Here is a 13,936-nt window from a genome sequence, read left to right as displayed (position 1 = left end):
TTTATACCCTTGCCATATAGCCCGCATGAAGCTGAAGATTTCCACCAAACTCTTTGCCGGCTTTCTGGTCATTTCGCTGCTGTTCGTGGGGGTGGTGTTTATCAACTACCAGCTTTCCCGTAAGGTGCTGCGCAACGCCCGGCAGGTGCAGGCCTCGCAGCGCGTCTTCACCGATGCCTCCACCCTGCTGCGCAACATCGTGGACATGGAAACCGGCTTTCGGGGGTACATGCTAGTGGGCAAGGAGGAAGTATTGGAGCCCTACCATCAGGGTGAGCGGTACCTGCTCAACAATTTCAGCGTGTTGCTTTCCGAGCTGCCGCCTAAAAGTGCCCAGTATGCGCGCATTGTGCGGGCCCGGCAGATGTTCCGCGACTGGCTGAGTTACTCGCATTTGCTTATCAGCGAAAAGCGGGAAGCTCTGCGCCGCAACCCCATGCAGGAAGGCCTCCAAAGCGTACCCCATCGACAGCTGGCCGAGAGCCTGCAGGGCAAGTATATGATGGACCAGATTCGGGTGCTGTTTGCTGGCTTCGACCGGGAAGAGCAGAAGCAACGAACCAAGCAAAGCACTCGGTTACAGGAAAGCATCACTGAAACCCGGCTGATTTCGGTGGGTATCACGCTGCTGGCCATTCTGCTGGGGCTGTTATGGGCCACCTACATTATCCGCCTGATTGGCCGCCGTATTCAAACCATGGTTACGCTGTCGTCGCGCATTGCGGCGGGTCAGTATCAAACCTCTATCAAGGATACCGATGGCGACGAGTTGAGTGAACTAGCGGCCTCTCTCAACCAGATGGCTACTACCATCGACAGCAACATTACGCAGCTGGAACGGCGCAACCAAGAACTCGACCAGTTTGCCTACGTGGTGTCGCACGACCTGAAAGCGCCATTGCGCGGTATCGAAAGTGCTTCGCGCTGGATTGAGGAAGATATGGGCCAGGATACGCCCGCCCACATTCGGGAGTTTCTGGTGCTGATGCGAGTGCGCGTGAAGCGCATGGAGCAGCTGGTTACTGGCATTTTAGACTTGGCCCGCGTGGGTCGCACGCCCCAGGCCGACGAGCCGGTTTTTGTGCGGCAGCTGCTGCGTGAAATTATTGATTCATTGAATCTGCCGGAAGGTTTCGAGGTGGAGCTGCCGTTTTACCTACCTACTCTAGTTACCAACCGGGTGCAGCTTCAGCAAGTGTTTACCAACCTCATCAGTAACGCTGCCAAATACCACAACCACCCTGAAACGGGCACCGTGCAGATTGCCTGCGTGGAAGATGCCCGGTTCTATACTTTCTCGGTAACGGACGATGGACCCGGCATTGCCCAAGAGTATCATGAGCGAATCTTCGTGATTTTCCAGACCCTCACGGAGCGCGACACCCTGGAAAGTACGGGCGTAGGGTTGGCCATTGTCAAGAAGATAGTGGAAGGCCAGGGCGGTACTATTCACGTGGAATCGAAGGAAGGAGAAGGAGCTACGTTCCGCTTTACGTGGCCCCGCCAGAGCCGGGCAGGTACTAAGCCACAAGCCACCGCCACGATTTCAGCACCAAATTCGGCCCCGACCGTATAGGCGGTAGCCTACGGGCTCTTTTCCGCTTCCTTCCTTTCCAACCAACACCTGTTATGGCTAGTATACTCTTGGTCGAAGACGACCAAATGGACATCATGAACGTGCAGCGCGAATTGCGCAAAAACAACATCGACGTACCACTTACCATTGCCCGCAACGGCCGTGAGGCACTCAATATGCTGCGCGGCGAAGCAGGCCAGGAGAAAATAGAGCTGCCCAACGTTGTAATGCTCGACATCAACATGCCGCGCATGAACGGCCTAGAGCTATTGGAACAGCTCCGCTCCGACCCCGAGTTTGTAGGCCTGAACGTGTTCATCATGACCACTTCCGACCTCGACACCGACCGATTTAAAGCGCAGAGCCTAGCTGTAAGTGGCTACATCATTAAGCCTCTGAACTTCGATAGTTTCGGCGAAGGTGGTTCCACCGTAGACGGCTTCAGCCTGTTCCTAGATTTGCTGAAGATGAAAGGCTGATTGACGAGGTAGTGAAGCCGTGCATTTTCTGCTCGAGCTGCGCAACTTGCGCATTTACCAATTCACCCTCTATAGCAAACGGAAACCCATACGGTGATGCTCGGTGGGGCCGTGTGTACGGATGGCGGCGCGGTGGCTTAGTGTAGGATACCCCGCATTTTGCGCCCAACCGTATTCTGGGTATTGCTCGGCTAGCTCCATCATCCGCTCGTCGCGGAAGGTTTTAGCCAAGATGGAGGCCGCCGCAATGTGCCGGTAGTGTGCATCCCCCTTAATCAGGCAAGTATGGGCCATCCCTTCGTAAGGTCGAAATCGGTTGCCATCCACTGCCAAATGGGTGGGTGGTACCCCCAATGCTGCTACAGCTCGGTGCATAGCCAGATAACTAGCCTGCGCAATATTGAGCCTGGCAATTTCGGTTGGTGATGCTTCAGCTACTGCCCAAGCCACTGCCTCTTGGCAGATGATGGGCCGTAGCACGGCTCGGCGCTTAGCACTGAGCTGCTTGGAATCGTTGAGGTATTGTGGGTTGAAATCGGCGGGCAGAATAACGGCGGCGGCAAATACCGGCCCAGCTAAACAGCCTCGCCCGGCTTCATCGAGGCCAGCTTCGAAGGGTTGGCCGGTGTAAGAGGCAAGCAACATACTTCAAAGGTACTGCAAGCTCAGTAGCCCGCACTAAAAAAGGCACTTCCGTTCTCAGGAAGTGCCTTTTTGTATATGTAGAAACGTGCCTTTCGGCATGGTTACTTTATTTGTGGCTGCCTGCGGGAGATCCGTCTACACCTGGGTTCTCACCGCGCCGCAAGCCTTGTTTGTCACGGGGGCCTTCATCTAGCTCGTCTTCTTCATCTGTGCTAACGTACTCGTTGCTTGTGGGACCGAGGCCGCCGGTGGTAGCACTAAGTTCAGATTCGGCTTGCGCGTGTTTAAGATTGAATAGTGGGTCGCCGGATTGTGCTTGATCTTCCTGGTTTTTCAGCTTATTCGCCATATATAACAGGTGTTGGCCGGAATGTGAACGGCTAACTCTACCTTGGTACGGCGGCGTGGCCCAGGAGGTTGATGCAGAATATTGGCCTTAGCGCGTAGCCTCTGCTAGAAAATATTGCTGGTGTATGTTGCCGAGAGAAAATAAAAAGGGGCTGCCGCCTTCCAACGCAACAGCCCCTTTAATATAATTTGCGCCGGGTGGTCATAAAAATCATCCACCCTACTCCTAGGACCAATCCGACGCGGCGCGAGCGAAGCCTTCCTTTCCACAAAATACTCACCCGCGCTATAATTGAGTATGACAAAACTACTTGCTATCAATTGGTTATCTAAAATAATTTGGTCAATCAACTGATTTACCCGGCCAACTGGCTATTCTACCCGATGGACGCTAAAAATAGACTAGGCTCTTACCTTTAAGGCAATTTCCCGTCTCCTGTACTCCTACTTATGCACACGTCCCGACCATTAATCGACGAAAACCACAACCCCTGGCAGGTGCTCAGCAGCGAGGTTAAATATCATAATCCCTGGATTAGCGTCCGCGAAGACCAAGTAGTGAATCCTGGCGGTGGTCGGGGCATTTATGGCGTTGTGACCATGAAAAACCGGGCCTTAGGTATTGTGCCGCTTGATGCCGAAGGCAATACTTGGTTAGTGGGCCAATACCGGTATCCGCTTAACGAGTACAGCTGGGAAATTCCGATGGGTGGTGGCCCTGTGGAGCTGAACACGCTGGAATCGGCGAAGCGGGAACTACGCGAGGAAACTGGCTTACTGGCTCACCGCTGGACCAATATTGCCCGTTTGCATACCTCCAACTCCGTAACCGACGAGGAAGGCTTCGTCTTTCTGGCCGAAGACTTGGAACAAGGTGAAGTAGAGCCCGAAGAAACCGAGGACCTACGCCTCTGGAAGCTACCGTTAGCTGAAGCCGTGCAAATGGTGATGAACAACCAGATAACCGACGCGGTAAGTGTAGCTGGCTTGCTAAAAGCGGAAAAGGTGCTCGCCAGCAGGGGGCAGAGCACGGCACAGTAGCAGACAGCTTACAGGACTGCACATTCAACTCGGAGGTTCGCCGCGCTACTTCTTCATTTCACCGTTTACCTTTGTGCTATGCGGCATCTTTTGCGCTACATCGGTCATCGACTTTACACCACCTGGGCTACGTTCTGGTTTGTGGCTCCGTTTGTGGCTAGCTATCCAGTGCAGGTAGCCCTTAGCAAACGGCCGCAGTGGCACCGGCACTTGCATAGCCTCAACCGCAATTGGAGCCGGCTGTTTATTAGGATGTGGGGCATGCCCGTGGAGGTGGAAAAGCACAACCCGCTACCTGCCGGGCAGCCTTGCGTGTACGTTGCCAACCACAGCTCCTACATTGATATCCCGCTGCTGTTCAAGGCTATACCAGGCTGGCTGAATATCATGGGCAAAATCTCGCTAACCAAGGTACCGGCTTGGGGGCCGATTTTCGAGCGGGTGTATATTTCTGTAGACCGGGACAGCGCCATGAGCCGAGGCCGCGCTATGGTGCAGGCCCGCCGCTCCTTGGAAGCTGGGAGGCCTGTAGTGATTTTTCCGGAAGGCTCGATAGCCAAGAACCCAGGTGTGGAGCTGGAAGAGTTCAAGGATGGTGCTTTCCAACTGGCTATTACGGCGGGGGTGCCCGTAGTACCGATTACTATGACGATGAACCACCGTTTCATGCCCGATGTTGGTGGTTTACGTATCCGGTATACCCCGCTGCACATTGTGCTGCACGAACCCATCGCTACTACTGGCCTCACAGTGGCTGACGCTCCTGCCCTTAAGCAACGCGTAGAAACCATTATAGCCAGTGCGTTTCGGCCCGAAGCTGCTGGCTTGCCAATGCCTAGTTCGTGGCGGCGTACTGTCCCGGCTCAATTCCCGGTGTCTCAGCCTAATATGGATAAGCCTGCTGAGGATTCCACTGGCCTTGCCCTACCCAATTCTTAATCTTCAATTCTTAATTTTCAACTCACTTGAGCACTGACCTTACCACCCTTCGCCAGCTGGCCCACCTCTCCCGACTCGAACTAGACGAATCCAAAGAGCAAGAAATGCTGGGAGCTCTCAACGAAATTCTGGATTGGGTGGACCAGCTGCGCCAGCTCGATACCAGCAATGTAGAGCCACTGGTACACCTCTCGCACGAAATCAATGTGCTGCGCCCCGATGAAGCGCAAAATACCGTGAGTCACCAAGATGGCCTGCGCAATGCGCCTCGCAAGGATTCCGACTATTTCCGCGTACCTAAAGTACTGGAGTAACCACTAGTGCCCATCCCGCCTACGTCCCGCGCTGTTTGGCGCAATCCGCTGCTTCTGAGCTTACTGCTAGTAGCCGCTGGCACGCTGTTGCTGGCTGTTTATCAGTATTTCACTGGCGACGATGCCACCCTGCCCGTGCAAGTGGTGTCGCACCTCAAGTCCGTGCCTACCACACTCACGGCAGTGCGGGTTGGGTTATCGGAACTACCAATTCAAGTAAACAACTATTTGCTCACCCAAACCCACGACATGGTGGGGCCTTACGTGCAGCCCGAAGCTGCTTGGCTGCTACTAGGGCTACTGGCCGGTATGTTGGTGGTATTTCTGGCAGTTGTCAGCACCCTGGAACGGCCAGCTTTCGTGGCAGGTATGGCCGGCGTGATTTTCCTGCTGATGTCGTTGAATGCTGATCTACTAGGTATTTTCAATTCGCAGGAGCAATATTTTCTGATGCTGGCGCTAGTGGCACTGGGCGTTCCGGCTTACGTATTCCATGCGTTCCGCACAGAGGCTTCACTGAGCCAGCGGCTGCTGGTTTTTGCGGTGCTGATAGGCGGCCTAAGCACGCTGCTTGTTTTCCGCTCTACCCTTTCCCCCGACGAAACGGCGCTGCACCTCACCAGTTTTGCTACGTTGGGCGGTGCAGTCATTGTTGGCCTGGTGGTTTTGTGGGTTGGTTTTGAAAATATTCAGGGCTTGCTCTGGTTCAACACTCAAGCCGAGAACCCGAACAGCCGTTTTGGGCTGCTGCCGTTTGTGGCCTCTAGCGCGCTGTATCTGGGCATGATGGCTATGTATCTTTGGAACGGCAGCCAACTACTGATTTTGCCCGGCGTTTTCTTTGACCCGCTGGTACTGTTGCTGCCTGCGGCGGTTATCGGCTGGCTGGGACTTCAGCGGCGCGCCGCTTCTTATGGCGACGTTCTGCCATACTGGCCCGCCGCCGCTCATTTATATCTGGTATTTTTTGCATTGGCAGCCGGCTTCTTGGGGTATGCATTTGCTACTGCCAACGACCCACTGTTGTTGGCCGCCCGGCAGTTCACGGCGCTTACTTTCCTAATTGGCGGCGCGGCGTTTCTGCTGTACGTACTAGTAAACTTTGGCCCGTTAATTCGGCAACGGCTGCGGGTGTACCGGGTGGTATATGAGCCCCGCCGCCTGCCGCTGTACGCGGTGTATGTGCTAACTGTGGCAGGCCTAGCAGCGCTGGAATTTCGCTATAGCTACGAAACCCTGCATCAAGTTCAGGCTGGCTACTACAACAACCTCGCCGACCTAACCCGCCTGCAAAGTGAATTGAACCCCAACGGCGACGCGCTGGCGCTTCTGGCGGAACGCTACTATGCCGAGAGCGACATACTGGACGAGCACAATCACAAGGCCAGCTTGGGCCGGGCCGCGTTATACCGCTACCGTCTCCAGCGCCAAAATGAAATCAACATTCTGCGGCGCGCCCTCAGCCGGCGACCATCCGAAAAAATATCCCTGCGGCTGGCAGCACTCTACAACGAACCTACCGACTTCTTCGACCGGTTGGCCGCTTTGCGTGAGGGATTAAAAAGCCAGCCCACTAGTGCCCGCCTCAACAACGACCTCGCCCAGCTTTACACCCGCTCCACCCTTACCGATTCGGTAGCCGTGTATCTCAACCGCGCCGAAGCTGCCGCCGCCAATCCGGTGGTGAAAGTTAACCAGCTGGCCTTCCTACTACAAACCGAGCAGCTTGACGCTGCGCAGCAGTTGGTTCAGAGCCAGAAGCAGTTGTCGGATGTAGCTTGGCAAAGCAACGTGCTGGTTTTGGCACAGCGCAGGCCCGATGTCCGCGCCGTGGCATCCTCATCCGAGCCGGATGCCGCCAGCCTGACGGTGCCAGAGTTTGCGCGCTTCTACCACGCAGCGCTATACCGAGTGCAGCAGCACGATACCAGCGCGCTGCCGGTTCTCACCCAGCTTATTCAACAGCCTGACAACAGCTCATATTTCGAGCAGCTTACCTTCCTGAAGGCACTTACGCAGCACTACGGCGGCCAGATATTGTCTGCCTACACCACGCTAAGCCCCCTAACGGCAGGCGCAACGCCCAGCGCGGCCTACTACCAGAATGTGCGCGGCCTGTGGCAGCTACAGCAGCAAACCTACTCGCTGGCCGCCGCTACGCTACGTGACGCCGCACAAAACGGCTACTCGGAAGCTTATCTGCACCGGGCTTACGCGCTGGCCCTCAACCAGCAACCGGACTCTGCCCGCGTGGCTACAGCCCGCGTGGTTCAGGAACCTGATACCCTCCTAGCCAGGTCGGCGCGGCAGATCCAGCGCATCCTCACGCTGAAGTTTCCCGACGGCTTCCAAGCTGCTTCCGAAACTGAGCAGACCCAGTTTTACGTGTTGCGCGGCCAAGAAGCCCTTAATGGCCCCGGCTATTTGGACGGCCACAGCTGGTACAGCAATTACATCGAAAAAATGCGTCAGCCGCTGGCCCACGACGTGGCGCTGCTGGCCCAAGCCCGTCGCGTAGCTGGTTCCAACCCACTGGAAGCAGCTACCGTTTTGCAGGCACACTCGTTGCGTTCCAGAACACCCTCATTGGCCTCGGAGTACAACGTGGTATACGGGCAGGCCCTGCTGGCTGCGCGCAGTCAGGCTTCGCTGCAACAGTTGGAAACCTTGCTGAAGTCGGCCACCTTCCTGCCTGCTGATCAGCCAAGCCGCCTCTATTTACAAGCGGCGCTGGCTAGCTATCAGAAGCAGCCGAAGCAGGCCACGCAGCTTTACCAGCAGTTGGTACGCACCGCGCCTTACTTGGAGCCGGGCATGCTAGCAGCAGCGGCATTTTATACCAGTCAGAAAGAGTATTTGACTGCATATAGTACGTTGCAAGCAGCCTTGGAGCAGAATCCCGAGTCTGTGTCTTTATTGAAAGCTTACGTTCTGGCATCCGTTCCTGCCGGGCTGACCGAATATGCGGCGAATTCGCTGGAGAAACTGCGTGTATTGCTTTCCCCGGCCGAATACGCTACCTTTCGTACAATATATCTCGCCCACCGTACAAGTCAAGACACGGTGGTCGCCCCCTGGAACTAACCCAGCCGGCTATGCTGCACCCCGTTATCGAAACCCACGACATCTCAAAGATGTACCGCATGGGTACCGAGGAAATCCATGCGTTGCGTTCTGTTACCATCACTATTCAGCGTGGTGAGTACGTTGCTTTTATGGGTCCATCTGGATCCGGCAAGAGTACGCTCATGAATATTGTGGGCTGCCTGGACACCCCCACTACGGGTAGCTACATCCTTAATGGCAAGGATGTAAGCCGTATGACCGACAACCAGTTGGCGGATGTGCGCAACCGAGAAATTGGGTTTGTATTCCAGACCTTCAACCTGCTGCCCCGGGCTACTTCGCTGGATAATGTGGCCCTGCCGCTCATCTACGCTGGCTACAGCAAGTCTGACCGGGAAGAGAAGGCCATGCAGGCCCTGCGCAGCGTTGGGCTCGATACCCGCGCCAAGCACCGTCCCAACGAGTTGTCGGGTGGTCAGCGGCAGCGCGTGGCCATTGCCCGTGCCCTCGTCAACGACCCCAGCATCATTCTGGCTGACGAGCCAACTGGTAACCTTGACACCAAAACCAGCTACGAAATCATGGATTTGTTTGAGGCGTTGTACGCCAAAGGCAACACCATCATAATGGTAACGCACGAAGAGGATATTGCCCGGTACGCTCACCGCATTGTGCGCCTGCGCGACGGTCTGGTAGAAACCGACCAGGAAAACACCGACGTAGCCACCCACCACGAACAGGCTGGCAAACACCTGTAGCGCATTCCGTGTTTCAATAGCACCCCTCGTCATCTGGCGCTTACGAAGGACCTCTTCCGATGTGCCAGATGACGTTTTATTTTTAGTCCGCGGTTCCCAAATGAATCGTAGCGCTACGCCAGCGGTGGTAGCACCATTTCACTTTTCATGAAGATCTACACCAAAACCGGCGACAAAGGCCTCACGTCTCTCATTGGAGGCACGCGCGTACCCAAATCTAGCCTGCGTATCGACTGCTACGGCACTGTTGATGAACTGAACTCCTACATTGGCCTACTGCGCGACCAAGACGTGAATGCGACCCGGCGCGACCTGCTCAAGGAGATTCAGGACCGGCTATTCACCATCGGGGCATCTCTAGCTTCCGACCCCGAGAAGTCAAAGATGAAAATCCCGGACCTCCACGATACCGACGTGACGCTGCTGGAAGAGGAAATGGACCGCATGAACCTACAGCTACCCGAGCTGCGGGTGTTTGTGCTACCCGGCGGCCACCAGTCGGTATCCTTCGCCCACGTAGCGCGCTGCGTGTGTCGCCGAGCCGAGCGGTTAGTGATTCACTTGCGCGAAGATTCGTTTGTGGACGACTTGGTGGTGATGTACCTGAACCGCCTATCCGATTATCTTTTTGTACTTAGCCGCCAAATGGCCCACGACTTGGGCGCTGAGGAAGTTTCCTGGAAGCCTCGTATGTAGGTTTGCCAAACCCATCCGCTGGCTTTACCCGTTTCATTGAACGCGCTACGGCGTAACCCCGCTCCTACCTACCCCAATTCCCATCTTCTCCTCTTACGCTTTCTTCATGCTCGACACCCTCACTATCCGGACCCAGCAAACCACGGCTTCCCGCCTGAATCACCTGGACCCCGAACGCCTTGAGTTCGGCAAAACCTTCTCCGACCACATGTTTGTGGTAGACTACCGTGACGGAGAGTGGCAGGATGCGCAGATTGTGCCTTACGGCGACATAACGGTCAGCCCTGCTAACTCGGCTTTGCACTATGGGCAGGCCATTTTCGAGGGTATGAAAGCGTACAAAAATTCCAACGGCGAAATTTCCCTTTTTCGTCCCTACGATAACCTGCGCCGTCTCAATGCCTCGGCTGAGCGGATGTGCATGCCTACAGTACCCGAAGAACTGTTTATGCAGGGTCTAAGCCAACTGATTCGGCTGGATAGCGCCTGGGTGCCTGATTCGCCGGGCAGCGCGCTTTACATCCGTCCTTACATGTTTGCTACTGATGGGTTCATCGGGGTGCGGCCGTCCGACACATATAAGCTTGTTATTTTCACTTGCCCGGTAGGCCTCTATTACAACAAGCCGTTGCGCGTACGCTTCGAGGAGCGCTACGTTCGGTCGGCGGAAGGCGGCGCGGGTTACGCCAAAAACGCCGGCAACTACGGTGCTGCCATGTACCCCACCAAGTTGGCCCAATCGGAAGGCTACAACCAACTCATCTGGACCGACGCTTCCGAGCACCGCTACGTAGAGGAATCGGGCACGATGAACGCTATTTTTGTCATTGATGGCAAGGTGATAACGCCGGCCCTCAGCACTTCCATTCTTGATGGCGTTACGCGCCGTAGTGTGCTCCAATTGGCCCGCGACTGGGGTATGACTGTGGAAGAGCGCAAAGTATCGGCTGTAGAACTGATGCAGTCTCTGACCGACGGCAAGCTGAAAGAGGCATTTGGTGTTGGCACCGCGGCTACTATTGCGCCGATGGCCGTTATCGGCTACCAGGGCCAGGACTATGAGCTGCCAGCTCCGACACCTGAGAGTTTCTCTAGCCGCGCCAGTGCTGCGCTACACGCCATCCGTACCCGCCAGGCTCCTGATACTCACAACTGGATGGTAGCTGTATAAGCCACGTTGCTGTTTACGCCCTTCTCACAAATACGTGCGCAGTTCTCCCAAGACCCTACCACGATATTTGTGAGAAGGGCGTTTTCGTGCCAAACTGTGGGCAACGCACTTTATTGCCAAGCCGGCGCTCTATTCCGGCTACCTTTGTTTCCCCATTTTTCATTCACGCATATATATTCCCGATGACCCAAGACCAGGTGAAGGAATTGAAGGGCCGCGTTGAGGCCCTGAGGAGGTATCTTTGACTACGATAACCGCAAAGCTGAAGTAGTAGCTGCCGAAGCGCAAACTACCGCGCCCGGTTTCTGGGACGATTCCAAGAAAGCCGAAGCTACTCTACGCGAAATCAAAGCCGTAAAAACCTGGACCGACGATTACGAAACCGTCCAGCAGACACTAGCCGACACCGAAGTACTGTTCGACTTCTACCGGGAAGGCGACGTACCGGAAGCCGAAATGCAGGCCGATTACGAAGCTACTATCAAGAAAGTGGAGCAACTGGAATTCAAGCGGATGCTCTCCGACGAGGAAGACCAGCTTTCCGCCATCATCGACATTAATCCGGGCGCTGGTGGCACCGAAAGCCAGGACTGGGCCGAAATGCTGATGCGCATGTATATCATGTGGGCCGAGAGCCACGGTTTCGGCGTCCGCCAGATCAGCTACCAGCCCGGTGAAGGCGCTGGTATCAAGTCCGCCTCCCTGGAAATCGATGGAGATTTTGCATACGGTTACCTGAAAAGTGAAATCGGTGTGCACCGCCTAGTACGAATGTCCCCGTTTGACAGTAGTGGCCGGCGGCACACCTCGTTTGCGTCCGTATTCGCCTACCCCGTCATTGACGACACCATCAATATCGAAATTAACCCTGCGGACATATCGTGGGACACGTTTCGGGCTGGTGGTGCTGGTGGCCAGAACGTAAACAAGGTGGAAACCGCCGTGCGCCTTACGCACGCACCTTCCGGCATCATCATCGCCGTACAGATTGAACGGAGCCAGCTTATGAACAAAGAGCATGCCCTACGCATGCTTAAGTCGCGTCTCTATCAGATTGAGATGGATAAGCGCCACGCTGAGCGCGACAAGGTGGAAGCCAACAAAAAGCGCATCGACTTTGGCTCCCAAATTCGCAACTACGTGCTTCATCCCTACAAGCTCGTCAAAGACCTACGCACAGGAATCGAACGCACTGATGTACAAAACGTGCTAGATGGCGATTTGGATGAATATATAAAGGGGTTCTTGATGCAGAGTTAAGCAGCTTTCATCAACCGCATCTACTGACTTATTTCTGTACTTGTAAGGACTATCATCTTACATCTTAAACATTACAGTAATAAAAAACCCTCTGGTAATACCAGAGGGTTTTTTATTACTGTTGGGCTTATTACAATTTGTCCCACCATAGTTTAGTGGTGAGTACATCCGGGCCTTGATTTGCCACAGCTGCAGTATAGCTGGCATTATTAGTACTCTGTTCGTTTTGTGGATAACGGAAACGGACAGGAATCTTACTAGCAGCAGCAGCAACTGGGGAAGTCGCTACTTTCAATGTCGGATAATCCAAACGACGCCACTCCGACCAAGCCTCTATACCTTGACCATATAGTGCAATCCACTTTTGGGTACCAATGGCTTGCTTATAATTGTTTGCCGTAATGGTTACCCCAACCGAGGGCTGCGCTATATAAGTTGCAGCTTCCGTCGCTCCGATACCGTACTGAGTTAAAGAAGCACGGATGGCATTATTATATTCCGTTGTAGCATTACCAGTTACAATACCGCGTGCTATGGCTTCAGACTTCAAAAACAGCAACTCAGAATACGTCATCAATACCCCAGGTGCATCGGCCGCTGTGAATGCGCTGCCCACTTTAGAAGTAGTCGAGAATGGACCTAAAGCAGCTGCAGCTGCATTCATTAAGCCATTAGGAACACCACGGTAGAAAGCAGTAGAATCACCTGTTTCTGGGTGGTTCGCATAAATTCCCAAGCGTGGATCGTTCAAGCGTGCAAGCCGTGAAGTAATAGTCCGGCTTACTCGATGATCGTCGCGAGTTAATCTGTTAAAATAAACAGGGTTTGTATTTGCTGCGCTAGCCAAGAAGTCAAACTGGGCATTATCGCTATTGCTTGTCAAGACTGAAGTAGTGCCATTCAATACCTCGCTGATGTTAGTACGAGCCAATGAAGCATCCGCATCGATAATACGCATAGCCAAACGCAAACGCAAAGAGTTACCGAAGCGCTTCCACTTAGTCATGTCGCCATCATAGATGACATCACCACCAACTTCAGGTCCATTAGCTTGGATCAAACCATCAGCAGACTTCAGATCAGCAAGAATACCAGCATATACTTGCTGCTGGGTATCATACTTAGGCGTCAGGATGTTTTCTGAAACACGTAATGCTTCAGAAAACGGTATATCGCCGTACAGGTCAGTTAATACTGAGAAGAAGTAGCTTCGCATAATCAGGCCAACTGCCTGAATATTGGGGTTGTTGCTAGCCTGACCTAAGCGAATCAATTCATTGAAGTCCTGCAAGCCGCCAGCGTAAAAGCCGTCCCATATACTCTGATAAGATCCTGGCCGGAAACCGTACCGATCTTCATCTGTGTACTGTACTTTGGCCCAATGCTGAATAATGAGCAACCCACCATCCTGGCTTGCTGGCACGTCGAAAAGCCGATAGATATTAGCCTGCTCAGCATTAGTCAGGATATAGGCCGGGTTACCAATCGTCGCGTTATTAGGGTTTGTATTGAGCGCGTCAAAGTCCTTTTCGCAGGCACCTAGGCTCAAAGCCAAGGGAATTGCCAACAGGGTTTTGCTGTATTTGAGAAACATGTCGGTGAGTTTAAAGGAGTAATAGAGTTGCTGCTTAGGCAACTCTATA

Annotated in this window: 13 protein-coding genes; 10 read left to right on the top strand and 3 right to left on the bottom strand. The window is 54.2% G+C overall.

Annotation, left to right across the window (positions count from 1 at the left end; translation table 11 throughout):
* Positions 1–25: 25 nt before the first annotated feature.
* Entirely contained in the window at positions 26–1,576 is a 1,551-nt protein-coding gene (locus tag G536_RS26375) for a HAMP domain-containing histidine kinase (protein ID WP_022822525.1), read from the top strand.
* A gap of 53 nt (positions 1,577–1,629) precedes the next feature.
* Positions 1,630–2,055 carry a response regulator gene (locus G536_RS0105185; protein WP_022822524.1) on the top strand — a complete coding sequence of 142 codons (426 nt, stop codon included), beginning with the start codon at positions 1,630–1,632 and terminating at the stop codon, positions 2,053–2,055.
* Between the two features lie 69 nt (positions 2,056–2,124).
* Here G536_RS0105185 and G536_RS0105180 read toward each other — a convergent pair whose 3' ends face one another.
* Both G536_RS0105180 and G536_RS0105175 read right to left on the bottom strand, forming a co-directional pair.
* Positions 2,125–2,700 carry a ribonuclease HII gene (locus G536_RS0105180; RefSeq protein ID WP_022822523.1) on the bottom strand — a complete coding sequence of 192 codons (576 nt, stop codon included), beginning with the start codon at positions 2,698–2,700 and terminating at the stop codon, positions 2,125–2,127.
* A gap of 106 nt (positions 2,701–2,806) precedes the next feature.
* Complete coding sequence (locus G536_RS0105175) at positions 2,807–3,049, bottom strand: hypothetical protein (protein ID WP_022822522.1); 243 nt, start codon at positions 3,047–3,049, stop codon at positions 2,807–2,809.
* Between the two features lie 449 nt (positions 3,050–3,498).
* Between G536_RS0105175 and G536_RS0105165 the strand changes: the two genes are divergently transcribed.
* The 8 genes from G536_RS0105165 to prfB all read left to right on the top strand — a co-directional run bounded on the left by G536_RS0105165 (position 3,499) and on the right by prfB (position 12,293).
* Positions 3,499–4,089 (top strand): NUDIX domain-containing protein, encoded by a 591-nt coding sequence (locus tag G536_RS0105165; protein WP_022822520.1) that lies wholly within the window; start codon positions 3,499–3,501, stop codon positions 4,087–4,089.
* Positions 4,090–4,167: 78 nt separating this feature from the next.
* Positions 4,168–5,028, top strand: a complete 861-nt coding sequence (locus G536_RS26370) for a lysophospholipid acyltransferase family protein (RefSeq protein ID WP_022822519.1) — start codon at positions 4,168–4,170, stop codon at positions 5,026–5,028.
* A gap of 26 nt (positions 5,029–5,054) precedes the next feature.
* Complete coding sequence (gene gatC, locus G536_RS0105155; RefSeq protein ID WP_022822518.1) at positions 5,055–5,342, top strand: Asp-tRNA(Asn)/Glu-tRNA(Gln) amidotransferase subunit GatC; 288 nt, start codon at positions 5,055–5,057, stop codon at positions 5,340–5,342.
* A 6-nt stretch (positions 5,343–5,348) separates the two neighbouring features.
* Positions 5,349–8,426: a tetratricopeptide repeat protein gene (locus G536_RS0105150; protein ID WP_022822517.1), complete on the top strand. Its 3,078-nt coding sequence runs from the start codon at positions 5,349–5,351 to the stop codon at positions 8,424–8,426.
* Between the two features lie 11 nt (positions 8,427–8,437).
* Complete coding sequence (locus G536_RS0105145; protein ID WP_022822516.1) at positions 8,438–9,166, top strand: ABC transporter ATP-binding protein; 729 nt, start codon at positions 8,438–8,440, stop codon at positions 9,164–9,166.
* A 147-nt stretch (positions 9,167–9,313) separates the two neighbouring features.
* A complete protein-coding gene (locus G536_RS0105140) occupies positions 9,314–9,862 on the top strand; it encodes a cob(I)yrinic acid a,c-diamide adenosyltransferase (RefSeq protein ID WP_022822515.1) in 549 nt (182 codons plus the stop codon).
* A gap of 106 nt (positions 9,863–9,968) precedes the next feature.
* Entirely contained in the window at positions 9,969–11,033 is a 1,065-nt protein-coding gene (locus G536_RS0105135) for a branched-chain amino acid aminotransferase (RefSeq protein ID WP_022822514.1), read from the top strand.
* Positions 11,034–11,215: 182 nt separating this feature from the next.
* A protein-coding gene (gene prfB / locus G536_RS26365; RefSeq protein ID WP_157530418.1) for a peptide chain release factor 2 occupies positions 11,216–12,293 on the top strand; the annotation gives its coding sequence in 2 pieces (ribosomal slippage) (positions 11,216–11,275 and positions 11,277–12,293; 1,077 coding nt in all).
* 130 nt (positions 12,294–12,423) lie between these two features.
* Here the strand turns inward: prfB and G536_RS0105125 are convergent.
* On the bottom strand, positions 12,424–13,929 hold the full coding sequence (locus G536_RS0105125; RefSeq protein WP_169515045.1) for a SusD/RagB family nutrient-binding outer membrane lipoprotein: 1,506 nt from the start codon (positions 13,927–13,929) through the stop codon (positions 12,424–12,426).
* Positions 13,930–13,936 lie beyond the last annotated feature (7 nt).

It is taken from the genome of Hymenobacter norwichensis DSM 15439 (assembly GCF_000420705.1).
Classification (GTDB): domain Bacteria; phylum Bacteroidota; class Bacteroidia; order Cytophagales; family Hymenobacteraceae; genus Hymenobacter; species Hymenobacter norwichensis.
This window is presented reverse-complemented; position numbering and strand designations above follow the sequence as displayed.

What these genes read in the sequence shown, in the direction of transcription:
- G536_RS0105180 (WP_022822523.1), bottom strand. Translation starts at nt 2,700, where the DNA reads ATGTTGCTTGCCTCTTACACCGGCCAACCCTTCGAAGCTGGCCTCGAT.
- G536_RS0105140 (WP_022822515.1), top strand. Translation starts at nt 9,314, where the DNA reads ATGAAGATCTACACCAAAACCGGCGACAAAGGCCTCACGTCTCTCATT.
- G536_RS0105165 (WP_022822520.1), top strand. Translation starts at nt 3,499, where the DNA reads ATGCACACGTCCCGACCATTAATCGACGAAAACCACAACCCCTGGCAG.
- G536_RS0105185 (WP_022822524.1), top strand. Translation starts at nt 1,630, where the DNA reads ATGGCTAGTATACTCTTGGTCGAAGACGACCAAATGGACATCATGAAC.
- G536_RS26370 (WP_022822519.1), top strand. Translation starts at nt 4,168, where the DNA reads ATGCGGCATCTTTTGCGCTACATCGGTCATCGACTTTACACCACCTGG.
- G536_RS0105175 (WP_022822522.1), bottom strand. Translation starts at nt 3,049, where the DNA reads ATGGCGAATAAGCTGAAAAACCAGGAAGATCAAGCACAATCCGGCGAC.
- G536_RS26375 (WP_022822525.1), top strand. Translation starts at nt 26, where the DNA reads ATGAAGCTGAAGATTTCCACCAAACTCTTTGCCGGCTTTCTGGTCATT.
- G536_RS0105135 (WP_022822514.1), top strand. Translation starts at nt 9,969, where the DNA reads ATGCTCGACACCCTCACTATCCGGACCCAGCAAACCACGGCTTCCCGC.
- G536_RS0105145 (WP_022822516.1), top strand. Translation starts at nt 8,438, where the DNA reads ATGCTGCACCCCGTTATCGAAACCCACGACATCTCAAAGATGTACCGC.